This window comes from Halomonas koreensis (assembly GCF_031451675.1).
Taxonomy (GTDB): Bacteria; Pseudomonadota; Gammaproteobacteria; order Pseudomonadales; family Halomonadaceae; genus Halomonas; species Halomonas koreensis.
The window spans coordinates 1-25017 of the sequence record NZ_JARWAK010000016.1 but is presented as its reverse complement, the minus strand read 5'-3'; the positions used below and the strand labels follow the sequence as shown (position 1 = coordinate 25017).

Below are 25017 nucleotides of genomic sequence, written 5' to 3'. Positions count from 1 at the left end.
ATGATCGGGCGCGGAGGCGACCGTTGGCGAAGCTGATCCTGAGCCGCAAGGGCTTCGACACCGCCGCCGGCGGCGTGCCGAGCCCCGTCCTGCCGGACGGCCGGCTGATCAGCCTGCCGATCCCCGACGAGCGCTCGACGCTGTCCTACGGCGACATCCGTCACGCCGGCCAGGCGCTGGGGCCGCTGGTCGACGATCTCACCCGCGGCCGAGTCACCGCCACCACCCGCGTGCACCTGGATCCCGACCTCGCGGCGGACAGCCTGTCGCGCCGGCCGGGCTGGCGTCCGCTCTTCGGGCAGATGGGCCAGGCCCAGAGCCACCTGCGCAACCAGGGCGTGGGCCCGGGGGATCTGTTCCTGTTCTTCGGGCTCTTCCGCGCCGCCCGGCGGGTCGAGGGGCGCTGGCGCTTCGTGCCGGGCTCCCGCCCGCGCCACCTGCTCTGGGGCTGGATGCAGGTGGCGGAGGCGTGGTCCCTGGGCGAGCGCGCCGGCATCCCCGAGTGGGCGCGCTACCATCCCCACTGCCGGCGCCCCGAGGCGCGTCACAACACCCTCTACATCGCCGCTCCCGGGCTGACGATCGAGGGGGCCGATACCGGGCTGCCGGGCGCCGGGCTCTTCGCCTACGACGCGCCCTGCCAGCGGCTGACGGCGCCGGACGCCGAGCGGGTCTCCGACTGGCGCTTGCCGAGCTGGTGCCACCCCGGCGAGGGGCGGGCCCCGCTGAGCTACCATGCCGATCCCGGGCGCTGGCGGCGGCGGGCGGATCACACCGCGCTGCGGGCCGTGGCCCGCGGCCAGGAGTTCGTGCTGGATGGCGCCCAGTATCCCGAAGCCCTGCCCTGGGCGCGGGCGCTGATCGCCGGCCGCGGCGCGCAGGGGGCGGGATGACGGCGCGTATTCGGATGGCGAGCGCGGCGGATGCCGAGGCGCTGGCCGGCCTGATGGCCGAGCTGGGCTATGCGCATACCGCCGAGGGGATTCGCGACCTCCAGGCCGAGATCGTCGCCCGAGGCGGGGCGGTCATCGTCGCCGAGGGCGAGGGGAGACTGCTGGGCTGCGTGTCGGCGCTGCTCGACGTGCGCCTGGCGGAAGGGCGCTGCGGCGAGGTCGCGAGCCTGGTCGTCGCGGAGGCCTATCGGGGGCAGGGGCTGGGAGCCGAGCTGGTGGCCGCCGCCGAGGCCTGGTTGGGGCCGCTCGTCGACCGGGTCCGGGTTCGGGCCCATGTCGGGCGCCGGGAGGCGCACGCCTTCTACTGCCGGCGGGGCTATCGGGAAGTCAAGGATCAGCGCCTGTTCGCCAGGTCGACACCGGCCTGATCGGCCGGCGGTTCACACGACCAGGGCCCGCCGATCGGCGGGCCCTGTCACGTCATCGACCGCGGGGCTCAGGCGGCCTGGCGGCGCTTGGCCAGCACCGGGGCCAGCTTCTCGTTCATGGTGGTGAAGGCGTCCTCGGTGGTGTCCCAGTCGATGCAGGCGTCGGTGATGGACACGCCGTAGGCCAGCTGGCCGTGATCGTCGGGAATCTTCTGGTTGCCCCAGCCGATGTGGGACTCGACCATCAGGCCGATGATCGAGCGGTTGCCCTCGAGGATCTGGTTGGTGACGTTCTCCAGCACCAGCGGCTGCAGCCCCGGGTCCTTGTTGGAGTTGGCATGGGAGCAGTCGATCATGATGTTGGGCGTCACGCCGGCCTTGTGCAGCTCCTGCTCGGCGAGCGCCACGCTGACGCTGTCGTAGTTGGGCTTGCCGTTGCCGCCGCGCAGCACCACATGGCCGTAGCGGTTGCCGCGGGTGCGGATGATCGCCACCTTGCCGGCCTGGTCGATGCCCAGGAAGTTGTGCGGGTGCGCCACGGATTGCAGGGCGTTGACCGCCACGTCGAGGCTGCCGTCGGTGCCGTTCTTGAAGCCCACCGGGCAGGAAAGGCCGGAGGCCATCTCGCGGTGGGTCTGGGATTCGGTGGTCCGCGCGCCGATGGCCGACCAGCTGATGCAGTCCTGCAGGTACTGGGGCGAGATCGGGTCCAGGGCCTCGGTGGCCAGCGGCAGCCCCATCTCGGCCAGTTCCACCAGCAGGCGACGGGCGATGTGCAGGCCCTCCTCGATCTCGAAGGAGCCGTTGAGGTGGGGGTCGTTGATCAGCCCCTTCCAGCCCACGGTGGTCCGCGGCTTCTCGAAGTAGACGCGCATCACGATATACAGGCTGTCCTTGACCTGGTCGGCCAGGCGGCGCAGGCGGCGGGCATAGTCCAGGGCCGCGTCGACGTCGTGGATCGAGCAGGGGCCGACCACCATCAGCAGGCGGGGGTCGCGGCCGTCGAGGATGTTCTGGATGGTCTCGCGCCCCTCGATGACGGTGCGCTCGGCCTCCTCGGACAGGGGGATCTCCTGCTTGAGGGCGGCCGGGGTGACGAGGACGTCCTCGGAGAGGACGTTGAGGTTGTTGACCTGTTGCTCGGACATTGTGCTTCGCTACCTGTGTCGTGTCAGCGCTGATTCGGCGTCAAGCGACTACTATCGCGCGCGTGCCGGGCAAATTCAATCGGCGGGGAACCCCGTGCCGCGCGGCGCTGTCATAGCGCCTCGCCGCGCTCCGGCCCCGTATCCACGGGCGCGGCGCTTGATGCGGGCACCAGAAACAGGAACACTTGAGCACCCGCCGATACCGGCGCACGCTCATCCCAGGGTCTAGGTTGATACATATGGAAGCGACACCCGTCTCATCGCGACGTTCCACCCCGGCGTCGCGGCAAGTTCCCGCCACGGGGAGGCGTTGAATGGGCACCCGGGAAACCGATCAGCAACTCGTCGAACGCGCCCAGAAGGGAGACACCCAGGCCTTCGACCTGCTGGTCAAGAAGTACCAGCACAAGATCATCGGCCTGATCGGGCGCTACGTGCACGACCACGCCGAGGTTCAGGACGTGGCCCAGGAGGCGTTCATCAAGGCCTATCGGGCGCTGGGCAAGTTTCGCGCCGAGAGTGCCTTCTACACCTGGATGTACCGCATCGCCATCAATACCGCCAAGAACCACCTGGTGTCCAAGGGGCGTCGCCCGCCGGGCAGCGACCTGGACATCGTCGATGCCGAGGTGGTCGACCACAGCGGCCGGCTGGCCGACATCGAGACGCCGGAGGCGGCGATCGCCCGCGACCAGCTCCAGGCCGCCGTCTTCGAGGCCATCGAGGGGTTGCCCGACGACCTGCGCACGGCCATCACCCTGCGCGAGCTGGACGGCCTGTCCTACGAGGACATCGCCAACATCATGGACTGCCCGGTGGGCACGGTGCGCTCGCGCATCTTCCGGGCCCGCGAGGCCGTGGACCAGCATATCCGGCCCCTGGTCACCACCGCCCGCAACCAGGAAGCGCTGACCGAGTAGAAGGGATTTGCATCGTTTTTGCGGAATCGCTGAACTGTCGGCCGTCGATGACGTCATATGCGGTGACCGACTCGTGCACGGCGGGTCAGGGGCCGTCCCAGGCGGCCGGCAGCACGGATATCGAGGTCGGAAGACCGGGCTTCCAACAGGATGCAAGGCGGCATTGCCTTGCCCAGTGTGAGGGTGAGAAGAAATGAGTCAGAACGCACGGGAATCGCTTTCTGCGCTAATGGACCACGAGGGGGACGAGCTCGAGCTGCGACGGGTGCTCAAGTCGCTGGACGACGAGCCGGATGCGGCGGACGCCTGGCGCCGCTATCACCTGATGCGCAGCCTGATGCGTCGCGAACCCGAGGTCGATGTCGCCACCGACCTGTCCGCCGGCGTCATGGCTCGCCTCCGTGAGGAGCCGGCGCCCGCCGCGGCCGAGGCGCCCGCCCACCGGCGCTCCCTGCCGCTGGCGCGCAGCGCCGGCATCGCCGCCGCGGTGTCGCTGATGGTGATCACCGGCGTGCAGTTCTACAACGGCGCCTCTCCCCTCGGGGGCAACGAGGCGCCCGTGGCCACCCGGGCCGGCGGCGAGGCCGGTGCCGGCGCGCCGGCCTCGCTGGTCGACATGCCGGTGTTCCAGTCGCAGGTCGCCGGCCAGTCGCCCCAGGGCCTGATGACCGTCGGCGCGGGCGGCGGCGCGCCGAGCATGCTCACTCCCTCCCAGCGCCAGTCGCTGCGCATGGATCGCCAGCAGGCGCTGCTGCTGCAATCCTACCTGGACCGCCACGCCGAGGGCGCCGCCGCCAGCGGCGGTGACGTCTGGATGCCGCTGCTGCGGGCCTCCGGAAGCGAGTCGCTGGGGTCGCGCTGATGGCGGGGCGGCCAAGGCGCCCGGTGCGCCTGATCGCGGCGATGCTGGCCGGCGCCGCCCTGGCGTCTTCCTCGCTGGCCGCCGCGACCGGAGTGGCGCCGGATCAGTCCCACTTCGACTGCGGCCAACTGGCCGAGGCCCCGTCCCCCGAGTCCGCCGAGGGATGGTACGAGCGAAGCCTCTGGGCCAATCACTGCTACGTCTTCCAGGCCCGTGCCGTGCGCATCGGCGCCGACGGCGTGCGCACCCTGGCCCTGTCCCACGAGATCCAGGAGGGCATCGAGCGCGAGGTCGCCCGCTTCCTGGACGGGCCGGCCGTGATGTTCGAGCGCCAGGGGCGCATCGCGCGGCTCGGCGACATGGCGCAGGAGGGCGCGCTGTCGGCGTCGCCGGCGGCCATCGTCAACCATCTCGACGGCCTCTACCGCCTGCAGCTTTCCGGCGAGGACCGCATCGCCGGCCGGCGCGCCACCCGGCTCGACATCGAGCCCCTGGACGACCGCCGCTACGGGCATCGCCTGTGGCTCGACACGGCCACGGCCCTGCCCCTCAAGCAGATGCTGCTCGACCGCCAGGGCCGCGCCATCGAGACCTTCCAGATCACCGAGCTGCGCGCCCCGCGGCTGCATCGCGGCCGGGTCGGGTTGGCTCCCGGGAAGGCCGTGAGCGACACGCCCTGGCGGCCGGGCTGGCTGCCCGAGGGCTTCGTGGCTCAACCGGTCACCACCCACGGCCGGCAGCGTCCCGGCGTAAGCCACCGGGTCTACGGCGATGGCCTGGCGACCCTCAGCCTGTTCATCGAGCCGCTGGAGGCGCGGGAACTGCTGATCCCCGGGATCCATCGCCTGGGGGTCTCTCACGCCGCGGTCCTGCATCGCGAGCTCGGCGGTCGGCCGCGCCAGGTGATGGCCATGGGCGAGCTGCCTCCCGACGTGCTGCGCCGGGTGGTGGAGTCCGTGGAGTGGCCGGCCCCCGGGGCCGCCGCCGAGGCGGGGGAGGGCGCGCCATGAGCGACCCGCTGGTCGAGAGCGCGCGGGTGATCGAACCCTTCGACGGCGGCGCCTGGGTCGAGGTGCTGCGCCGCCCCGCCTGCGGCGGCTGCGCGGCCCGCGGCGGCTGTGGGACCCGCACGCTGGCTCGCTGGGGCGCCGCCCGCCCGCTGCGCCTGGCGGTATCCAGCCGGCAGCCGTTGGCCATCGGCCAGGAAGTGCGCCTCGCCCTGCCGGCCCGGGCGCTGACCGGGGCGAGCCTCTGGGCCTATGGCCTGCCGCTGGCGCTGGCGCTCGCCGGCGCCTTGCTGGCCGAGGCGCTGGGCGGCGACGATCCCGTCGTGGCGCTGGCCTTCGCCGCGGGGCTGGGGGCCGGCCTGCTCGGCCTGGGCGCCCACGCTCGCCGAGCCTCGGGCCGCTACCGCCCGCGGCTGCTCGAACCGCCCTGCTGAACCGTCCGGCCTCAGGCGAGGCAGGCTCCGGGATCCTTACACCCATTGCCCTTGTCACAGGAGTCTTTCATGACACGCATGATGCGCACGCTATCCCTCTGGGCGCTCCTGGTCGCGGCGCTGCTGGCCGCGCAGTCCGCCATGGCGCGCGAGCTGCCGGACTTCACCGAGCTGGTGGAAGACGCCGCGCCCGGGGTCGTCAACATCTCCACCTCGCGGATGGTCGAGCGTCGCGAGTCGCCGTTCCACGGCTTCGGCAACCAGGAGATCCCCGAGATCTTCCGGCACTTCTTCGGCGATCGCCTGCCGATGCCCCCGGGGGACGGCCGGGGGCACAGCGAGGAACGCCAGTCGCTGGGCTCGGGCTTCATCTTCGATGAAGACGGCTACATCATGACCAATGCCCACGTCGTCGACGGCGCCGACCAGATCCTGGTGCGCCTCAACGACCGCCGCGAGCTGGAGGCCGAGCTGGTGGGCGCCGACGAGAAGACCGACGTGGCGGTGCTCAAGGTCGAGGCCGAGGACCTGCCGACCCTCGACCTGGGGGACTCCGATCGCCTCCAGGTGGGCGAGTGGGTGGCCGCCATCGGCTCGCCGTTCGGTTTCGATCACTCGGTGACCGCCGGCATCGTCAGCGCCATCAACCGCACCCTGCCGCGGGACGTCTACGTGCCCTTCATCCAGACCGACGTGGCCATCAACCCGGGCAACTCCGGCGGGCCGCTGTTCAACCTCGACGGCGAGGTCGTGGGCATCAACTCCCAGATCTTCACCCGCAGCGGCGGCTTCATGGGGCTGTCCTTCGCCATCCCGATCAACGTGGCCATGGACGTGGCCGACCAGCTGCGCGCCGACGGTTCCGTCACTCGCGGCTGGCTGGGGGTGATGATCCAGCCGGTGTCCCGGGAGCTGGCCGAGTCCTTCGGCATGGACAATCCCGAGGGCGCGCTGATCGCCGACCTCGACCCCGAGGGGCCGGCGGCCCGTGGCGGCCTGGAGGCCGGCGACATCATCCTCGAGGTCAACGGCCAGGAGGTGGCCCGCTCCAGCAATCTGCCGCGCCTGATCGGCCGAGTGGCGCCGGGCGGCGAGGTGTCGCTGACCGTGCTGCGCGGCGGCGAGCGGGAGACCCTCGACCTCGAGGTCGGCGAGTGGCCCGACAGCGCCGCGGCCGGCCGCGGCGACGATGGCGAGGCCTCTCCGGCCCGGCTGGGCGTGGTCGTCCAGCCCCTGGAGGAGGTCCAGCGTCGCAAGCTGGGGCTCGATCACGGCGTCCGGGTCGCCGACGTCGATCCCGCGGGCATCGCCGCCGCGGCGGGCGTGCGTCCGGGCGACATCCTGGTGAGCATCGCCCAGCAGAGGGTGGAGAGCCCGTCGCAGCTCGCCGAGTTGATCGCCGACCTGCCCGAGGGCAGCGTGGTGCCGGTGCGGCTCTACCGCGACGGTCGCTCCTACTACGTCGCCATGCGCCTGGCCGGCGACTGAGTCCCGCACGCCCGGCGTGAACCGCGACCCGGCGGCGATGGCCGCCGGGTCGCTGTATCTGTCCGGCGCATCCCGCTACAATGCCGCCATCCTTCACGCTGCACAGAGCCGCCTGGCCGCATCGGGCGCGCACACGACACGGATCATCCTGAATGGCAGAAAGCGACAACCGTAAAGTTATCGACGGAATACGGAACTTCTCGATCATCGCCCATATCGATCACGGCAAGTCGACCCTGGCCGACCGCCTGATCCAGACCTGTGGCGGCCTCACCGAGCGCGAGCTCAAGGAACAGGTCCTGGACTCCATGGACCTGGAGCGCGAGCGCGGCATCACCATCAAGGCCCAGTCGGTGACGCTGGACTATCACGCCCAGGACGGCAACGTCTATCAGCTGAACTTCATCGACACCCCGGGGCACGTGGACTTCTCCTACGAGGTGTCGCGCTCGCTGTATGCCTGCGAGGGTGCGCTGCTGGTGGTCGACGCCGCCCAGGGCGTCGAGGCCCAGTCGGTGGCCAACTGCTACACCGCCATCGAGCAGGGCCTCGAGGTGCTGCCGGTGCTCAACAAGATGGACCTGCCCCAGGCCGACCCGGACAAGGTGGGCGAGGAGATCGAGGAGATCATCGGCCTCGACGCCACCGACGCCTGCCAGGTCTCGGCCAAGAGCGGGCTCGGCGTCGACGCCCTGCTCGAGCGCCTGGTGCGCGACATCCCGCCGCCCAAGGGCGATCGCGAGGAGCCGCTGCAGGCGCTGATCATCGACTCCTGGTTCGACAACTACCTGGGCGTGGTCTCGCTGGTGCGGATCTTCGACGGCACCCTGAAGAAGAACGACAAGATCCGCATCACCTCCACCGGCCGCGACTGGCAGGCCTCCCAGGTGGGCATCTTCACGCCCCAGCGTCGCGAGACCGGCGTGCTGCGCGCCGGCGAGGTGGGCTTCGTGGTGGCCGGCATCAAGGACATCCACGGCGCCCCGGTGGGCGATACCATCACCCACGCCAAGACCCCGGACGTCAAGCGCCTGCCGGGCTTCCAGAAGGTCAAGCCCCAGGTCTACGCCGGCATGTTCCCGGTCAGTTCCGACGACTACGAGGACTTCCGCGACGCCCTGGAGAAGCTGGCGCTCAACGACGCCTCCCTGGACTACGAGCCGGAGAACTCCGATGCCCTGGGCTTCGGCTTCCGGGTCGGCTTCCTCGGCACCCTGCACATGGAGATCATCCAGGAGCGGCTGGAGCGCGAGTACGACCTGGACCTGCTGACCACCGCGCCCACCGTGGTCTACGAGCTGCTGATGAAGGACGGCGAGGTGCGCTACGTCTCCAACCCGTCCAAGCTGCCCGACATGGCGGACGTGGAGGAGATGCGCGAGCCCATCGTGCGGGCCAGCATCCTGGTGCCCCAGGACTTCGTCGGTAACGTCATCGCCGAGTGCGAGCAGCGCCGCGGCACTCAGCTCGACATGCTGTTCCTGGGCAGCCAGATCCAGCTCACCTACGAGCTGCCGATGTCCGAGGTGGTGATGGACTTCTTCGACCGCCTCAAGTCCATCTCCAAGGGCTATGCCTCGCTGGAGTACAACTTCGAGCGCTTCGAGGCGGCCAGGCTGGTGCGCCTGGACGTGCTGATCAACGGCGACCGGGTCGACGCCCTGGCGGTGATCATCCACCGCGATCACGCCCATTCCCGCGGTCGGGTGCTGGTCGAAAAGATGAAGGAGCTGATCCCGCGGCAGATGTTCGACGTGGCCATCCAGGCGGCGATCGGCGGTCAGGTGGTGGCGCGCTCCACCGTCAAGGCGCTGCGCAAGAACGTCACCGCCAAGTGCTACGGCGGCGACACTACCCGCAAGAAGAAGCTGCTCGAGAAGCAGAAGGCGGGCAAGAAACGCATGAAGCAGGTCGGCCGGGTGGAGATTCCCCAGGATGCCTTCCTCGCCGTGCTCAAGGTGAACGACGACTAGGGAAGGGCGAGGACGATGGACTTTGCACTCTTGCTGACGCTGGCCGTGGCGGTCACCGGCGCGATCTGGCTGCTGGACCTGGTATGGTGGCGGCCGGCGCGCCGGGCCCGGCTCATGGCCAGCGTCGAGGCCGGCACCACCGAGGGCCTGGAGCCCGCCGCCCGGGAGCGGGCGCTCAAGGAGCCCTGGCCGGTGGACTATGCGCGCTCCTTCTTCCCGGTGCTGCTGGTAGTGCTGGTGCTGCGCAGCTTCCTGGTCGAGCCCTTCCAGATCCCCTCCGGGTCGATGCGCCCGACCCTGGAGGTGGGCGACTTCATCCTGGTCAACAAGTTCGCCTACGGCCTGCGCCTGCCGGTCGTCGACACCAAGGTCGTCGACATCGACGAGCCCGAGCGCGGCGACGTCATGGTGTTCCGCTTCCCCGACGAGCCCTCGGTGAACTTCATCAAGCGGGTGGTGGGCCTGCCCGGTGACCGCATCCGCTACGAGGACAAGCAGCTCTACGTCAACGGCCGGCCGGTGCCCAAGGCGCTGCTCGAGGCCGGCCCCGAGGGGGCGCCGGACGAGCTGCTGTTCGAGGAGCGGCTGGGCGAGGTGGCGCACCCCATCTACAATAATCCCCGTGACCCCGGTCCGCAGATGCGCGAGATCGTGGTGCCGCAGGGCCATTACTTCACCATGGGCGACAACCGCGACCACTCCAACGACAGCCGCTACTGGGGCTTCGTGCCGGAGGAGAACGTCGTGGGCAAGGCCTTCGCCGTCTGGATGCACTGGGACGGCGGACTGCCGAGCTTCACCAGTGTGCGCCGTATCCAATGAATGCCGGGACCGGCATTCCTGTGCATGACATAGCAGGAGCTTCGTGAGCAATTCCCTGACCCTCTTCAGCCGCCGCATCGGCCATGACTTCGCGCAATCGGATCTGCTCGAGCTGGCCCTGACCCATCGCAGCTACGGCGGCCGCAACAATGAACGCCTGGAGTTCCTCGGTGACTCCATCGTCAACTTCGTCATCGCCGAGGACCTCTTCCAGCGCTTTCCCCAGGCCCGGGAGGGCCAGCTGTCGCGCCTGCGGGCCCGCCTGGTCAAGGGCCAGACCCTGGCCGAGCTGGCTCGGGAGATGGACTTCGGCGAGCACCTGCGCCTGGGCTCCGGCGAGATGAAGAGCGGCGGCCACCGCCGCGACTCGATCCTCGCCGACGCCGTGGAGGCGGTGATCGGCGCCATCTACCTGGACGCCGGCATGGAGACCGCCCGGGCCCGGGTGCTGGCCTGGTACGCCGAGCGTCTGGAGGCCATCGACCTGCAGGACACCCAGAAGGATCCCAAGACCCGGCTGCAGGAGTTCCTGCAGTCCCGCCAGGCGGCGCTGCCTCGCTACGAGGTGATCTCGGTGGAGGGCGAGGCGCATGCCCAGACCTTCACCGTGGAATGCCATGTGGAGATGCTCGAGGAGCACACCCGGGGCATCGGCTCCAGCCGCCGCCACGCCGAGCAGCAGGCCGCCGAGCGCGCCCTGGCCCGGCTCGACGCCCGGGGAGGTCGCTCATGACCCAGCGCTGCGGTTTCGTGGCCATCGTCGGCCGGCCCAACGTCGGCAAGTCCACGCTGATGAACCGGATCCTCGGCCAGAAGATCTCCATCACCTCGCGGCGGCCCCAGACCACCCGCCATCAGGTGATGGGCATCAAGACCGAGGACGAGGCGCAGTTCGTCTACGTCGACACCCCGGGCATCCATATCCTCGAGAAGGATCGCAACAAGGCCATCAACCGGTTCATGAACCAGGCCGCCACCCAGGCCCTGCGCGACGTGGACTGCGTGGTCTTCATCATCGACCGCACCCGCTGGACCGACGAGGACCAGGTCGTGCTGGATCGCCTGGCCGGCATCGAGGCGCCGGTGATCCTGGCGGTCAACAAGGTCGATCGCCTCAAGGACAAGACCGAGCTGCTGCCCTGGCTCGAGTCGGTGGGGGCGCGGCGCGACTTCGCCGCCATCGTGCCCATCGCCGCCAAGCACGGCACCAACGTGCCCGAGCTCGAGGCCGAGGTCGCCAAGCACCTGCCGGAGAGCGTGCACTTCTTCCCCGAGGACCAGGTCACCGACAAGAGCCAGCGCTTCCTGGCCGCCGAGCTGGTTCGCGAGAAGGTCATGCGCCAGCTCGGCGACGAGCTGCCCTACCAGATGACCGTGGAGATCGAGGAATTCCGCGACGAGGGCAAGGTGGTGCACATCAGCGCCTTGATCATGGTCGAGCGCCAGGGCCAGAAGAAGATCCTGATCGGCGAGCGCGGCGAGCGGATCAAGAAGATCGGTCGCGAGGCCCGCCTCGACATGGAGCGCGCGCTGGACGCCAAGGTGATGCTCAACCTCTGGGTCAAGGTCAAGCGCGGCTGGTCCGACGACGAACGGGCGCTCAAGAGCCTGGGTTACGATCTGGATTGATAGGGACGAGGGGCGAGGTTCGAGGGACAAGGGGGAAGGAGAGTAAGGGGTAAGGAGTGAGGGGGTGGCATGGAGCGCCATGACAAGCTCCTGGCATCTCACACCTCACGCCTCACACCTCACACTGTTTCCTCGCCCCTCGCCCCTCGCCCCTCGCCCCTCGCCCCTCGCCCCTCGCACTGTGAGCCTCGACCCATGACCCCCCAGCCGGCCTATCTGCTGCACAAGCGTCCCTATCGCGAGACCAGCGCCCTGGTCGAGCTGCTGACCCTCGACCACGGCCGGGTGCGGGCCGTGGCCCGCGGGGTGCAGCGCCCGGGCAGCCGCTCCCGGGCGGCCCTGCAGCCCTTCGCGCCGCTGCACCTGACCTGGAGCGGGCAGGGCGAGCTCAAGCGACTTTCGCTGATGGAGACCCGGGCCCCGGCGGCGATGCTGGCGGGGGAGGGGCTCTTGTGCGGGCTCTACGCCAACGAGCTGCTGACCCGGTTGCTGCCGGTGGAGCTGCCGGTGGGCGACGTCTTCGCCTTCTACGCCGCCGCCCTGGAGGCGCTGCCGCGCCCCGAGGCACGGGCCGGCGCCCTGCGCAGCCTGGAGCGGGCCCTGCTCGAGGCCCTGGACGCCGAGCCGCGCTTCTGCACGCCGGACGGCCAGGCCCTGGATCCCCAGTCCCGCTACGTCTTCGTTTCGGAGGAGCGCGCCTTCGTGCCGGGCGAGCCCGGCATCGACGGCCGAACCCTGAAGCTGCTGGCCAACGGCGACTGGCGCGAGCCGGGCCTGGCCGGGCCGGCCAAGGCGGTCGCCCGGGCGGCCCTGGCGCCGCTGCTCGGCAGCCGGCCGCTGCGTTCCCGGGAGTGGATGCGCCAGCTGGCGGCTCGGCGGCGCCGGGAGTCATAAGACGTGGCTTCGCCACTCGAAGAGGGAAGAACGGCGCTGCGCGCCTGGAAGAAGGAAGAAAACACCTATCCTAGCTTCCCTCTTCCCTCTTCCCTCTTCCCTCTTCTTTCTTGTCTCGTCTCTCTTTACCCTTACCCCTTGATTCCTTGACCCTCGTTTCCTGGAGAGCTCCATGCATCCCCCCCGCATCCTGCTCGGCGTCAACATCGACCACATCGCCACCCTGCGCCAGGCGCGCGGCACCCGCTATCCCGATCCCGTCCAGGCCGCGCTGCTGGCCGAGGAGGCCGGGGCCGACGGCATCACCGTGCATCTGCGCGAGGATCGGCGCCATATCCAGGCACGCGACGTGCGGCTGCTGGCCGAGGTGCTCAACACCCGCATGAACCTGGAGATGGCGGTCACCGAGGAGATGCTGGCGCTGGCCGAGGAGATCCGGCCGGCCCATGTCTGTCTGGTGCCGGAGAAGCGCGAGGAACTGACCACCGAGGGTGGGCTGGACGTGGCGGGGAGCCTCGAGGACGTGACCGAGGCCTGCCGTCGGCTGGCGGCGGTGGGCTGCGAGGTGTCGCTGTTCGTCGATGCCGAGCCGGCCCAGCTCGAGGCGGCGGCGAAGGCCGGCGCGCCGGTGGTCGAGCTGCACACCGGCGCCTATGCCGAGGCGACCGGCGAGGCCGCCGCCCGGGAGCACGCCCGCCTGGTGGCCGCCGCCGAGATGGCCGGCGAGCTGGGCCTGACCGTCAACGCCGGCCATGGGCTGCACTACCACAACGTCGAGGCCATCGCCGCCATCCCCGGCCTGCACGAGCTCAACATCGGGCACGCGATCATCGCCCGGGCGCTGTTCGTCGGCCTCAAGGAGGCGGTGGTCGAGATGAAGCGCCTGGCGATCGCCGGTCAGGAGGCCGGCTTCGTGGCCGCCCTGGACGAGCACGACCACGACCACGACCACGATGCCGACGGCAGCTGCTGCGCATGATCCTCGGCATCGGCACCGACATCGCCCGGGTGGCGCGCTTCGAGGCCGCCCAGGCGCGGCACGGCGAGCGCTTCGCCGAGCGGCTGCTCGGCGCCGACGAGCTGGCCCGCTACCGTGACCGGGGCCGGCCCGCGGCCTATCTGGCCAAGCGCTTCGCCGCCAAGGAGGCCTTCGTCAAGGCGCTGGGCACCGGGCTGCGCCGCGGCATGCGCTGGCCCGAGATCCAGGTCGACAACGACGCCCTGGGGCGGCCGACCCTGAGCCTCTCCGGGCGCGCCCTGGAGCTGGCCCAGGCCGAGGGCGTGCGGAGCCTTCACCTCTCGCTGTCGGACGAGGCGGCGTTCGCCGTCGCCTTCGTGGTGCTGGAGGGCTGAGCCGCCTGCCAGTCGCGCAGCGCGGCCATGGCCGCGTGGAGGTCCGGCAGCAGCGGCGTCACCGCCTCGAGGCCCCGGGAGCGCAGCCGCGTCTCCAGGGTCTCCGCCAGCAGCCCCAGGCGCGGCACGCCGCAGTAGCGGCAGGCGCCGTTCAGGGCATGAATGGCGTCGAGCAGCGCCTCGGCGTCGCCGGCCTCCATCGCCTCCCGCACCTGCGCCTCGGTCTCGTCCAGGGAGTCGATCAGCTGGTCCAGCAGCCGGCGGGCCAGGCTCTCGCGGCCGCCGGCCAGCTGGGCGCCCAGCGCCAGGTCCACCGAGGCCAGCTCGGCGTCGCCGGCCGGATCGTCCTCCGGCGATTCCCCGGTCTCCTCCAGCGCCAGCCCCACCCCCAGGTGATGGCGCAGCAGGCTCGACAGTTGGGCGGTGTCCAGCGGCTTCTCCAGCACGCCGTCCAGGCCGCTCTGCAGCAGCTGGCGGCGCTGCTCGCTCTGCACATGGGCGGTGACGGCGATGATCGGCACGTGCCGCCAGGGGCCGCCCAGGCCGCGCAGGGCCCGGGTCGTCTCCACGCCGTCCATGCCCCGCATGCGGATATCCATCAGCACCACGTCGAAGCGCGTCTCCTGGGCCATGGCCAGGGCCTCCTCGCCGCTGGCGGCCAGGCCCACCTCGAGCTGCGGGCCGCCGATCAGCTCCTTGAGCAGCAGCCGGTTGGACTCGGTGTCGTCCACCACCAGCAGGCGCAGCGGGCCGCGCGGCTGGCCGGGGGCCTGGAGGCGCGCCGGGGCCTGATCGCGGCGCGCCCGGGTCAGGGCCCGGCTGATCGCTTCCACCAGGGTGCGGCGCGACAGCGGCTTGCTCAGCACCTCGCCGCCATGGGGCAGGGGCAGGTCCGGCAGGTCCGGCGGACTGACGTTGACCAGCAGCAGGGCCGGGCAGGCCAGGCGCTCCAGGCGCGCCTGCAGGGCCGCCTGGCCGGTCCGGGTCAGGTCCTCGTCGTCCAGGCCGATCACCGCCAGGGCCGCCTCGGGGGAGGCCGGATCGACCAGGCGGGCCTCCCAGCGCGACAGCAGGTGGCGCAGCGCGGAGCGGGTCGGGCCATGGGGCTCGGCCAGGATCACCCCCTGGCCCTCCAGCTGCATCTCGGGGGCGCGTTCGGCGTCGTTCTGGCAGGCCAGGGGCAGGGTGAAGGCGAAGGTCGAGCCTTCGTCCGGGACGCTGTCGACGCGGATCTCGCCGCCCATCTGCTCCACCAGCTGGCGGCTGATGGCCAGCCCCAGGCCGGTGCCGCCGAACTCCCGCTGGTGGCTGGCGTCGGCCTGGCGGAAGGCCTGGAAGAGCCGCCGCTGGGCCTCGTCGCTCATGCCGATGCCGGTGTCGCTGACCGCCACGCGCAGTACCACATGGCCACCGGCCTGCTGATCGACCATCACCCGCACGATGACCTCGCCGTGCTCGGTGAACTTCACGGCGTTGCCGACCAGGTTGGTCAGCACCTGGCGGATGCGCAGCGGGTCGCCGTGCAGCGCCTCGGGCACGTCGTCGTAGACCAGGCCCAGCAGCTGCAGCCCCTTCTGCTGGGCCTGGGGCGCCTGCAGGCCCAGCACCTCGTCCACCAGCGCCACCATGTCGAGCTCGGTGTGCTCGAGTTCCAGGCGGCCGGCCTCGATCTTCGAGAAGTCCAGCACGTCGTTGACCAGCATCAGCAGGTTGTCGCAGGCCCGCTGGACGTGGTCCAGCCACTCGCGCTGGCGCGGCGCCAGCTCGGTGCGGTGCAGCAGCCGGCAGAAGCCGATGATGCCGTTGAGTGGGGTGCGGATCTCGTGGCTCATGTTGGCCAGGAACTCCGACTTGGCGCGGTTGGCCTCCAAGGCGCGGCGGTGGGCCAGATCCAGCTCGATGTTCTGGACCTCGATGGTCTCCATCGACTCCTGGAGTTCGCCGGTGGCCTGCTCGATCTGGGCCTGGAGGTCGTCCCGGGCGGTGGCCAGGTGATCCCCCATGTCGTTGAGCCGCCCGGCGAGGCGGGCGAGCTCGGGCTCGGGGGGCGCCGCCAGGGGGCGGGGCTCGCCGCCGGCCACCAGCCATTCGAGGGTCTGGGCCGCCTGCTCCAGCGGCTGGGTCAGGCGTCGGCCCAGGCCGTAGGCCACCAGGAACAGCAGCATCCCCATGATCAGCAGGATCAGGGCCCCGCTGGCCAGCTGGCGGTAGAAGGCCAGCGGCAGCACCGAGGCGTCGATATCGAGCACCAGCCGGGCCTCCGGCGCCCCGGGCAGCGGCGTCTGCAGCCACCAGCGGCGGCCGTCCTCCTGCAGCCGGACCCCGGCCGTGGCCGAGGCGCTCGCCGGCGGCTCGCGCAGCCGGCCGAGCTCGAGGCGCTGGTGCCCCGCGGCGTCGCGGATGGCCAGGGCGCGCACCTCCTCCAGCGCCAGCAGGCGGTCGGCGGCGTCCTCCAGCGTCCGGCGATCGCCCTCGGCCAGGGCCCGGCCCAGGGTCGGCGCCAGAAGGTCGGCGGCCTGGGTCAGGCGATCGCGGAGCTCCCGATGGTGGTGACGATCCTCGAGCAGCGTCGCCGTGGTCAGCACCAGCGTCATCAGCAGCAGCGGCAGGGCGAGGATGGCCAGCATCAGGCGGGTCTTCAATGACATCGGCAGGGCTCGTCGGCTGGGGTGTCGTCCCCCAGTATGCCACAGCCGGCGGGCATGCCTGTCCACTGGGGTCGGGCACGGATATAATGCCGAAAAGACGTTTCCAGAAGGAAGGTTGCATGCAGTTCCCCACCCTCGAGGAGACCGTCGGCCAGACGCCGCTGGTCCGCCTCAAGCGCATCGCCGCGGGGCGCAACAACACCCTGCTCGCCAAGCTCGAGGGCCACAACCCGGCCGGCTCGGTCAAGGACCGCCCGGCGCTGTCGATGCTCGAGCAGGCCGAGGCGCGGGGCACCATCGCACCGGGCGACACCCTGGTCGAGGCCACCTCCGGCAACACCGGCATCGCCCTGGCCATGGCCGCCGCCATCAAGGGCTATCGGCTGGTGCTGGTCATGCCCGAGAACGCCTCCGCCGAGCGCAAGCAGGCCATGGCCGCCTACGGCGCCGAGCTGATCGAGGTCAGCCAGGCCGGCGGCATGGAGGAGGCGCGGGACCTGGCCGACACCCTGATCGCGCGGGGGGAGGGCAAGCCCCTGGACCAGTTCGCCAACCCCGACAACCCCCTGGCCCACTACCGCGGCACCGGCCCCGAGCTGTGGGCCCAGACCGGCGGGACCCTCACCCACTTCGTCAGCTCCATGGGCACCACCGGCACCATCATGGGGGTCTCCCGCTACCTCAAGGAGAAGAACCCCGAGGTGCAGATCGTCGGCCTGCAGCCCGAGGACGGCGCCAGCATCGCCGGCATCCGCCGCTGGCCCGAGGCCTACCTGCCGCGGATCTTCGATCCCGCCCGGGTCGACCGGGTGCTCGACATCGGCCAGCACGAGGCCGAGGCGGCCATGCGCCGGCTGGCCCGGGAGGAGGGCATCCTGGCCGGGGTCTCCTCCGGCGGCGCCCTGGCGGGCGCGCTGCGCATCGCCGAGCAGGTCGAGGACGCGGTGATCGCCTTCATCGTCTGCGACCGCGGCGATCGCTACCTGTCCACCGGCCTGTACGCCCCGGAGGCCTGAGGTGGGTCTCGGCACGCGACGCCCCCGCCGGGCGCGCTCCGGCGTCTCCGGGCTGCAGGAGCCGCGCTCCCGGGCCGCGCCCCGGTCGTCGAGCCCGCACGACGCCTCGACCCTCGAGATCGAGGGCCTGGCCCATGACGGCCGCGGCGTGGCGCGGACGCCGGCCGGCAAGGCCGTCTTCGTCGAGGGGGCGCTGCCCGGCGAGACGGTGCAGGCGGCGGTGCACCGTACGCGCAAGCGCTTCGACGAGGCCCATGTGCGGGAGGTGCTCGAGCCCTCAGCGGAGCGGGTCACGCCGCCCTGCGCCCATTACGGCAGCTGCGGCGGCTGCGACCTCCAGCACCTGAGCCTGGCCGGCCAGCGCCGCCACAAGCAGGCGGTGCTGCGCGAGCTGCTGGCGCGCCAGGGCCTGACTCCCGAGGGCGAGCCCGAGCTGCTGGTTGATGCCGGCGAGGGCTATCGCCGCCGTGCCCGGCTGGGCGTCAAGGTGGATGCCGACGGCGGCGTGCACCTGGGCTTCCGGACCCGGCACAGCCATCGGCTGGTCGATCTCGACGCCTGCCCGGTGCTGCTCCCCGAGCTCTCGGCGCTGCTGGCCCCGCTGCGCGACTGCCTCGAGACCCTCGAGGCACCGCGGCACGTGGGTCACCTGGAGCTCACCGCCAGCGACGCCGGGGTGAGCCTGGTGATCCGGCAGCTGCGCGAGCATTCCGCGGATAACCGGCGCTGGCGGGCGTTCGCCGAGGCCCGGGGCGTCCACCTGGCGCGCTGGCTGGGCCGCGAGGCACCGGCCCTGGAATGGCTGACGCCGGCGCCGGCGCTGCGCTACCGCCTGCCGGCAGGGGGGCGCGAGCTGGCGCTGGGCTTCGCGCCGGGCGACTTCCTGCAGGCCAACGAGGCCGTCAACGCCCGCCTGGTGGCCGCCGCCCTGGACTGGCTGGCGCCGCTGGCGCCCGGCGAGCCGGTGCTGGACCTGTTCGCCGGGGTCGGCAACTTCAGCCTGCCGCTGGCGGCCCTCGGCGCCCGCATCGTCGCGGTGGAGGGCGGCCCGGCGATGGTCGAGCGCCTGGCCGGCAATGCCCGTGCCAACGGCCTCGATGTCGAGGCCCGTCAGGGCGATCTCGGCGATGCCGCGACCACCCGGGCGCTGCTCGCCGAGCAGGCGCCGGGCTGCGTCGTGCTGGACCCGCCCCGGGACGGCGCCGAGGCGGTCTGCGCGGCGCTGGCCGAGCGCCCGGTGCCGCGGGTACTCTACGTCTCCTGCGATCCGGCCACCCTGGCCCGGGACGCGGCCCGCCTGGCACAGGGCGGCTATGTCATCCAACGCTGGGCGGTGGCCGACATGTTCGCCCATACCGCCCACCTGGAATCCATGCTGCTGTTCGTGCACCAGGACGCCGGACAGCGGCGCGAAGGAGCCTCACGCGATGGTTAAAGTGCGGGAAGACCAGCCCCTGACCGAGGATGGCCGGGTCGATATCCCCCGCTGGGTCGAGCGCCTGCAGGAAGACGTCAAGCTACGCGCGCCGGACCAGGTGCGCGCCGCCTGCGAGCTGGCCGAGCGGCTGGATCGCGAGTCGGGCCGCATGCACAAGGCCTGGCTCAAGGACGGCTCGAGCTTCCGCATGGGCCTGGAGATGGCCGACATCCTCGGCGAGCTGCGCCTGGATCAGCCGGCGCTCGAGGCGGCGGTGCTCTATCGGGCGGTGCGCGAGGGGCTGATCGGCCGCGAGGAGATCGCCAAGCGCTTCGGCCGCGAGGTCGCCGGGCTGATCGACGGCGTGCTGCAGATGGCCGCCATCAGCACCTCCCAGACGCCCAGCCAGGGGCTCAGCCAGCACGACCAGCAGGACAACCTGCGCAAGATGCTGGTCAACATGATCGACGACGTGCGGGTGGCGCTGATCAAGATCGCCGAGCGCACCTGCGCCCTGCGTCAGGTGCGCGATGCGCCGCGGGAGAAGCGCATGCAGGTGGCCCGGGAGGTGTTCGACATCTACGCGCCCCTGGCTCACCGGCTGGGCATCGGCCACCTCAAGTGGGAGCTCGAGGACCTGTCCTTCCGCTACCTGCACGAGGAGGACTACAAGGCCATCGCCCGCCAGCTGGCCGAGAAGCGCCTGGACCGGGATCGCTACATCCACGACGTGGTCGAGACCCTCAAGGGCCTGATGGAGGCTCAGGGCATCCACCGCTATCAGGTGGACGGCCGCGCCAAGCACATCTACTCGATCTGGCGGAAGATGCGCCGCAAGCGCATCGACTTCTCCCAGGTCCACGATATCCGCGCGGTGCGCATCCTGGTCCCCGAGGTCGCCGACTGCTACACGGTGCTGGGCATCGTCCACTCCCGCTGGCACCACGTGCCCCAGGAATTCGACGACTACATCGCCAATCCCAAGAAGAACGGCTACCAGTCGCTGCACACCGCCGTGTTCGGCCCCGAGAGCAAGGTACTGGAGATCCAGATCCGTACCTTCGCCATGCACGAGGAGGCCGAGCTGGGGGTCTGCGCCCACTGGCGCTACAAGGGCCACGACACCAACGCCCGAAGCGCCAGCTACGAGGAGAAGATCGCCTGGCTGCGCCAGGTGCTGGAATGGCAGGAGGAGGTCGGCGACTTCGGCGACATCCGCGAGGGGCTGTCCAGCGACGTGGCGCCGGACCGCATCTACGTCTTCACCCCGGACGGCCACGTCATCGACCTGCCCCGGGAGGCCACGCCCATCGACTTCGCCTACCGGGTGCACACCGAGGTCGGCCACCGCTGCCGCGGCGCCAAGGTCAACGGGCGCATCGTGCCGCTGACCTATCGCCTGGGCACCGGCCAGCAGGTCGAGATCCTCACCGCCAGCAAGGGTGGCCCCAGCCGCGACTGGCTCAACCCCAGCCTGGGTTACGTGTGCACCTCCCGGGCCCGGGCCAAGATCCAGTCCTGGTTCAAGCACCAGGCTCGGGACCGCAACCTGGAGGAGGGCCGGGCGCTGTTCGAGCGCGAGATGAAGCGCCTCGACGTCGGCGACATGGACCTCGTCCGGCTGGCCAACAAGGTCAACTACGCCTCGGCGGACGACATGTACGCCGCCCTCGGCGCCGGCGACCTGCGCATCGGCCAGGTGCTGCACCAGGCCCAGCAACTGTTCGGCGAGACCGACGACCAGGAACAGCTCGACAAGCTGCTGGCCAAGCCGCGGCGCTCCCAGGACAAGGGCGAGGGCGACGGCATCACCGTGCTCGGGGTCGGCAACCTCAAGACCAGCATGGCCAACTGCTGCCACCCGGTGCCCGGCGAGGCCATCGTCGGCTTCATCACCCAGGGCCGCGGGGTCACCGTGCACCGCGAGGACTGCCCCAACATCCTGCAGCTGAGTATCGACGAGCCCCAGCGGGTGATCGAGGTGGAGTGGGGCGAGCGCGCCCGCACCCAGTACCCGGTGGACATCGAGATCCAGGCCTGGGACCGCTCCGGGCTGCTGCGCGATGTCACCGCCCTGCTCGGCCACGAGAAGGTCAACGTGCTGTCGGTGAACACCCTCACCGACACCGAGGACGGCATCGCGCGCATGCAGATCACCGTCGAGGTGGACGGCCTGGAGACCCTGGGGCGGCTGTTCTCGCGCATCCAGCAGCTGTCCAACGTGATCGAGGTGCGCCGCCTGCGCAGCGGCGGCAAGGGCCGGAAGAAGCGTGGAGGCAAGCGAGCATGAGCGATCCCCGGTACGGCCTCGACGACCTGCTGACGCTGATGGCGGTGCTGCGCGACCCCGACCAGGGCTGCCCCTGGGACGTGAAGCAGGACTGGGACAGCATCGTGCCGCACACCCTGGAGGAGGCCTACGAGGTGGCCGACGCCATCGAGCGCCGGGCCTTCGACGAGCTGCCCGGCGAGCTCGGCGACCTGCTGTTCCAGGTGGTGTACTACGCCCGCTTCGGCGCCGAGGAGGGCCGCTTCGACTTCCACGACGTGGTCCACACCCTCACCGCCAAGATGCTGCGTCGCCATCCCCATGTCTTCCCCGACGGCACCCTGGCCTCGCGCCGCCGGGCGCAGAGCGCCGCCGAGGTCGAGACCCGCCAGGTGCATTCCCGCTGGGAGTCCCTCAAGGCCGAGGAGCGCGAGGCCCGGGAGGCCCGCTCGGTGCTCGACGACGTGCCGCGGGCCCTGCCGGCGCTGTCCCGGGCCGCCAAGCTGTCCAAGCGCGCCGCCCGGTCGGGCTTCGACTGGCCGGACACCCGCGGGGTGATCGCCAAGCTGCGCGAGGAGCTCGACGAGGTCGAGGCCGCCCTGGCCGAGGGCGATACCGCCCATGCCGCCGAGGAGGTGGGCGACCTGCTGTTCGCCGCCGTCAACCTGGCGCGCACCCTGGGCGCCGACCCGGAGCGCTGCCTGCGCGGCACCAATGCCAAGTTCGAGCGTCGCTTCCGTCGGGTGGAGGCCGCCCTGGCCGAGGAGGGCGTGGCCCTGTCGGACGCCGGCCTCGAGCGCATGGAGCGGCACTGGCAGGCCGCCAAGCGCCGCGATCCCCATTCCCCCGCATCGCAAGGAGACCCCCGGTCATGAGCCACGACCTGCACGAATCGCTGCGCGACAACGTCCGCATCCTCGGCGACAGCCTGGGCCGCACCATCGCCGATGACCTGGGGGAGGGCTTCGTCGATCGCATCGAGGCCATCCGCGGGCTCGCCAAGCAGGGCCGGCAGGGCGAGGCCGACAGCCAGCGCCAGCTGATCGAGTACCTGCGCGGCCTGCCCGACGACGACCTGCTGCCGGTGACCCGGGCCTTCAACCAGTTCCTCAACCTGGCGAACATCGCCGAGCAGCACTACCGCGCCCGCTTCCGCCGGGTGGAGGACTACAAGCCCGGCGCCCAGCCGGCGCTGGGCGAGCTGCTCCGGCGCGCCCAGGGCGAGGGGCACTCGCCGCGCAAGCTGGTCGAGACCCTGGCGCGGATGCGCGTCGAGCTGGTGCTCACCGCCCATCCCACCGAGGTCATCCGGCGCACCCTGATCCAGAAGTACGACGCCATCGACGACTGCCTGACGGCCATCGAGTCCTCCGGCGGCTATCCCGAGCGCGCCGCCCGGGCCCAGGGGCGGCTGGAGGAACTGATCGGCCAGGCCTGGCACACCGACGAGATCCGCCACGAGCGCCCGACCCCGGTGGACGAGGCCAAGTGGGGCTTCGCGGTGATCGAGAACTCGCTGTGGCAGGCGGTGCCGGACTTCCATCGCGACCTGGACAACCTGCTGCTGGAGACCGCCGGCGAGCGCCTGCCGCTGGACGCCGCGCCGCTGCGCTTCGCCTCCTGGATGGGCGGCGACCGCGACGGCAACCCCAACGTCACCGCCAAGGTCACCCGCGAGGTGCTGCTGCTGGGCCGCTGGATGGCCGCCGACCTCTACCTGCGCGACCTCGAGCAGCTCAAGATCGAGCTGTCCATGTGGAAGGCCAACAGCGCGCTCAAGGCCGAGGTGGGCGATGTCGCCGAACCCTACCGGGAGCTTCTCCGGCGGCTGCTGGCGCGGGTCGAGGCCACCCGCGACTGGGCCAAGGCCCAGCTCGACGGCAAGCCCTTCGACGGCGGGCCGATCATCGAGACCCGCGACCAGCTCTACGCGCCGCTGCTGACCTGCTATCGCTCGCTGTGCGACGTGGGCCTCGACACCATCGCCAATGGCGCGCTGCTCGACACCCTGCGCCGGGTGGCGGTGTTCGGGGTCACCCTGACCAAGCTCGACCTGCGCCAGGAGGCGGGCCGCCACGAGCAGGTCCTCGAGGAACTCACCGACAGCCTGGGGCTCGGCCACTACCGGGAATGGAGCGAGGCCGAGCGCCAGGACTTCCTGCTCACCGAGCTGGCCTCCCGGCGGCCGCTGATCCCCCGGCGCTGGGAGTGCTCGGCGGAGACCCGCGAGGCGCTGGACACCTTCCGGGTGGTGGGCGCCGAGCACGCCGAGGCGCTGGGCACCTACATCATCTCCATGGCCGCCCAGCCCTCCGACGTGCTGGCGGTGGCGCTGCTGATGAAGGAGGTGGGCGGCGACGCGACCCTGCCCATCGCCCCGCTGTTCGAGACCCTGGACGACCTCAACCGCGCCGGCGACGTCATCGACCGCCTGCTGGCGCTGCCGGGCTACCGCGAGCTGGCCGGCGACCGCCAGGAGGTGATGATCGGCTATTCGGACTCCGCCAAGGACGCCGGCCAGCTGGCCGCCGCCTGGGCCCAGTACCGGGCCCAGGAGGCGCTGGTCGAGGTCTGCGAGCGCCACGGCGTCGACCTCACCCTGTTCCATGGCCGCGGCGGCACCGTGGGCCGCGGCGGCGGCCCGGCCCATGCCGCCATCCTCTCCCAGCCGCCGGGCTCGGTGAACGGCAGCCTGCGGGTGACCGAGCAGGGCGAGATGATCCGCTTCAAGTTCGGCCAGCCCGATATCGCCCTGCGCTCCATGGAGATCTACGCCTGTGCGGTGCTGGAGGCCTCGCTGCTGCCGCCGCCGGCCCCGGAGCCGGCCTGGCGCGACGAGATGGACCGCCTGGCCGAGGTGGCCCATGGCGCCTACGTGAGCGTGGTGCGCGAGGATCCGGACTTCGTGCCCTACTTCCGCTCGGTGACGCCGGAGTCGGCCCTGGGGCGGCTGCCGCTGGGCTCGCGGCCGGCCAAGCGGCGCCAGGACGGCGGCGTCGAGACCCTGCGCGCGATTCCGTGGATCTTCGCCTGGACCCAGACCCGGCTGATGCTGCCGGCCTGGCTGGGCAGCGGCGAGGCCTTCGCCCGGCGCATCGAGGAGGAGGGCGGCCTGGAGGTGCTGCGCGAGATGCGCCGCCGCTGGCCCTTCTTCGGCACCTACCTGGACATGCTGGAGATGCTGCTGGCCAAGGCCGACGTGGGCATCGCCGCCTACTACGAGCATCGCCTGGTCGACGAGCCGGCGCTGCAGGCCCTGGGCGCTCGGCTGCGCGAGCGCTTCGGCCGCCTCAACGCCTCGCTGCTGCAGATCCTCGACCAGGACGAGTTGCTGGAGAGCACGCCGCTGATCCGCCAGGCGGTGGAGGTGCGCAACCCCTACATCGACCCGCTCCACGGCCTGCAGGCGGAACTGCTGCAGCGCAACCGGGACGCCGACGGCGCCATCAGCGCCGACCTCTCCCGGGCGCTGATGGTGACCATGGCGGGGATCGCCGCCGGGCTGCGCAACACCGGCTAGGCCCGGGCTCCGCCCGGGAGCCGTAAGCCATAAGCTTGAAGAGAGACACCCCGGGGGAAACCTCGGGGTGTCGTCGTTCGAGAGTAAGCTATCACGCTGAATTCGAGGTTCGAGGTTCGAGGTTCGAGGTTCGAGGTTCGAGAGAAAAGCCCGCAATCTTGTTGCGGGCTTTTCGGTTCCGATCATTATCCTGCTCGCGCCTCGCGCCTCGCGCCTCGCGCCTCGCGCCTCGCGCCTCGCGCCTCGCGCCTCGCGCCTCGCGCCTCGCGCCTCGCGCCTCGCGCCTCGCGCCTCGC

The 25017-nt window shown here is 71.2% G+C and carries 21 protein-coding genes; 19 read left to right on the top strand and 2 right to left on the bottom strand.

Annotated features, from left to right (window positions below):
• The first annotated feature begins 23 nt into the window (after positions 1-23).
• Complete coding sequence (locus tag QC818_RS15690) at positions 24-893, top strand: Nmad3 family putative nucleotide modification protein (RefSeq protein WP_309653801.1); 870 nt, start codon at positions 24-26, stop codon at positions 891-893.
• Positions 890-1321: a GNAT family N-acetyltransferase gene (locus QC818_RS15685; RefSeq protein WP_309653800.1), complete on the top strand. Its 432-nt coding sequence runs from the start codon at positions 890-892 to the stop codon at positions 1319-1321. The genes QC818_RS15690 and QC818_RS15685 overlap by 4 nt, the downstream gene beginning before the upstream one ends.
• Positions 1322-1389: 68 nt before the next feature.
• On the opposite strand, the gene QC818_RS15680 is transcribed toward QC818_RS15685, so the two are convergent.
• Entirely contained in the window at positions 1390-2469 is a 1080-nt protein-coding gene (locus tag QC818_RS15680) for a 3-deoxy-7-phosphoheptulonate synthase (RefSeq protein WP_309653799.1), read from the bottom strand.
• Positions 2470-2783: 314 nt separating this feature from the next.
• On the opposite strand from QC818_RS15680, the gene rpoE reads away from it, so the two are divergent.
• The 12 genes from rpoE (at position 2784) to acpS (ending at position 13851) form a co-directional block, all read left to right on the top strand.
• Positions 2784-3389 (top strand): RNA polymerase sigma factor RpoE, encoded by a 606-nt coding sequence (gene rpoE / locus QC818_RS15675; RefSeq protein ID WP_309653798.1) that lies wholly within the window; start codon positions 2784-2786, stop codon positions 3387-3389.
• 193 nt (positions 3390-3582) lie between these two features.
• On the top strand, positions 3583-4251 hold the full coding sequence (locus QC818_RS15670; RefSeq protein WP_309653797.1) for a sigma-E factor negative regulatory protein: 669 nt from the start codon (positions 3583-3585) through the stop codon (positions 4249-4251).
• Positions 4252-4274: 23 nt separating this feature from the next.
• Positions 4275-5261, top strand: a complete 987-nt coding sequence (locus QC818_RS15665; RefSeq protein WP_309653796.1) for a MucB/RseB C-terminal domain-containing protein — start codon at positions 4275-4277, stop codon at positions 5259-5261.
• Positions 5258-5692, top strand: coding sequence for a SoxR reducing system RseC family protein (locus tag QC818_RS15660; protein ID WP_309653795.1), 435 nt, complete (start codon positions 5258-5260; stop codon positions 5690-5692). Before QC818_RS15665 ends, QC818_RS15660 begins: the two co-directional genes overlap by 4 nt.
• 69 nt (positions 5693-5761) lie before the next feature.
• Positions 5762-7180, top strand: a complete 1419-nt coding sequence (locus QC818_RS15655; RefSeq protein WP_309653794.1) for a DegQ family serine endoprotease — start codon at positions 5762-5764, stop codon at positions 7178-7180.
• A 152-nt stretch (positions 7181-7332) separates the two neighbouring features.
• Complete coding sequence (gene lepA / locus QC818_RS15650; protein WP_309653793.1) at positions 7333-9153, top strand: translation elongation factor 4; 1821 nt, start codon at positions 7333-7335, stop codon at positions 9151-9153.
• 15 nt (positions 9154-9168) lie between these two features.
• On the top strand, positions 9169-9975 hold the full coding sequence (gene lepB / locus QC818_RS15645; RefSeq protein WP_309653792.1) for a signal peptidase I: 807 nt from the start codon (positions 9169-9171) through the stop codon (positions 9973-9975).
• 43 nt (positions 9976-10018) lie between these two features.
• On the top strand, positions 10019-10708 hold the full coding sequence (gene rnc / locus QC818_RS15640) for a ribonuclease III (protein WP_309653791.1): 690 nt from the start codon (positions 10019-10021) through the stop codon (positions 10706-10708).
• Entirely contained in the window at positions 10705-11604 is a 900-nt protein-coding gene (gene era, locus QC818_RS15635) for a GTPase Era (RefSeq protein WP_309653790.1), read from the top strand. Before rnc ends, era begins: the two co-directional genes overlap by 4 nt.
• Before the next feature lie 195 nt (positions 11605-11799).
• Positions 11800-12498: a DNA repair protein RecO gene (recO, locus tag QC818_RS15630; protein ID WP_309653789.1), complete on the top strand. Its 699-nt coding sequence runs from the start codon at positions 11800-11802 to the stop codon at positions 12496-12498.
• Between the two features lie 172 nt (positions 12499-12670).
• On the top strand, positions 12671-13477 hold the full coding sequence (gene pdxJ, locus QC818_RS15625) for a pyridoxine 5'-phosphate synthase (RefSeq protein WP_309653788.1): 807 nt from the start codon (positions 12671-12673) through the stop codon (positions 13475-13477).
• Complete coding sequence (gene acpS, locus QC818_RS15620) at positions 13474-13851, top strand: holo-ACP synthase (RefSeq protein WP_309653787.1); 378 nt, start codon at positions 13474-13476, stop codon at positions 13849-13851. Before pdxJ ends, acpS begins: the two co-directional genes overlap by 4 nt.
• Here the strand turns inward: acpS and QC818_RS15615 are convergent.
• Positions 13791-16499 (bottom strand): ATP-binding protein, encoded by a 2709-nt coding sequence (locus QC818_RS15615; protein WP_309653786.1) that lies wholly within the window; start codon positions 16497-16499, stop codon positions 13791-13793. The two genes, acpS and QC818_RS15615, sit on opposite strands and share 61 nt — an antisense overlap.
• A 119-nt stretch (positions 16500-16618) precedes the next feature.
• On the opposite strand from QC818_RS15615, the gene cysM reads away from it, so the two are divergent.
• From cysM to ppc, 5 genes are read left to right on the top strand one after another with little or no spacing between them, the layout of a single operon-like run.
• Positions 16619-17515 (top strand): cysteine synthase CysM, encoded by an 897-nt coding sequence (gene cysM / locus QC818_RS15610; RefSeq protein WP_309653785.1) that lies wholly within the window; start codon positions 16619-16621, stop codon positions 17513-17515.
• 1 nt (position 17516) lies between these two features.
• A complete protein-coding gene (locus QC818_RS15605; protein WP_309653784.1) occupies positions 17517-18950 on the top strand; it encodes a TRAM domain-containing protein in 1434 nt (477 codons plus the stop codon).
• Positions 18943-21222, top strand: a complete 2280-nt coding sequence (gene relA, locus QC818_RS15600; protein WP_309653783.1) for a GTP diphosphokinase — start codon at positions 18943-18945, stop codon at positions 21220-21222. The genes QC818_RS15605 and relA overlap by 8 nt, the downstream gene beginning before the upstream one ends.
• A complete protein-coding gene (gene mazG, locus QC818_RS15595) occupies positions 21219-22076 on the top strand; it encodes a nucleoside triphosphate pyrophosphohydrolase (protein WP_309653782.1) in 858 nt (285 codons plus the stop codon). Before relA ends, mazG begins: the two co-directional genes overlap by 4 nt.
• The gene (gene ppc, locus QC818_RS15590; protein ID WP_309653781.1) at positions 22073-24721 is read left to right on the top strand and encodes a phosphoenolpyruvate carboxylase; all 2649 of its coding nucleotides are present in this window, start codon (positions 22073-22075) and stop codon (positions 24719-24721) included. The genes mazG and ppc overlap by 4 nt, the downstream gene beginning before the upstream one ends.
• The last annotated feature ends 296 nt before the right edge of the window (positions 24722-25017 follow it).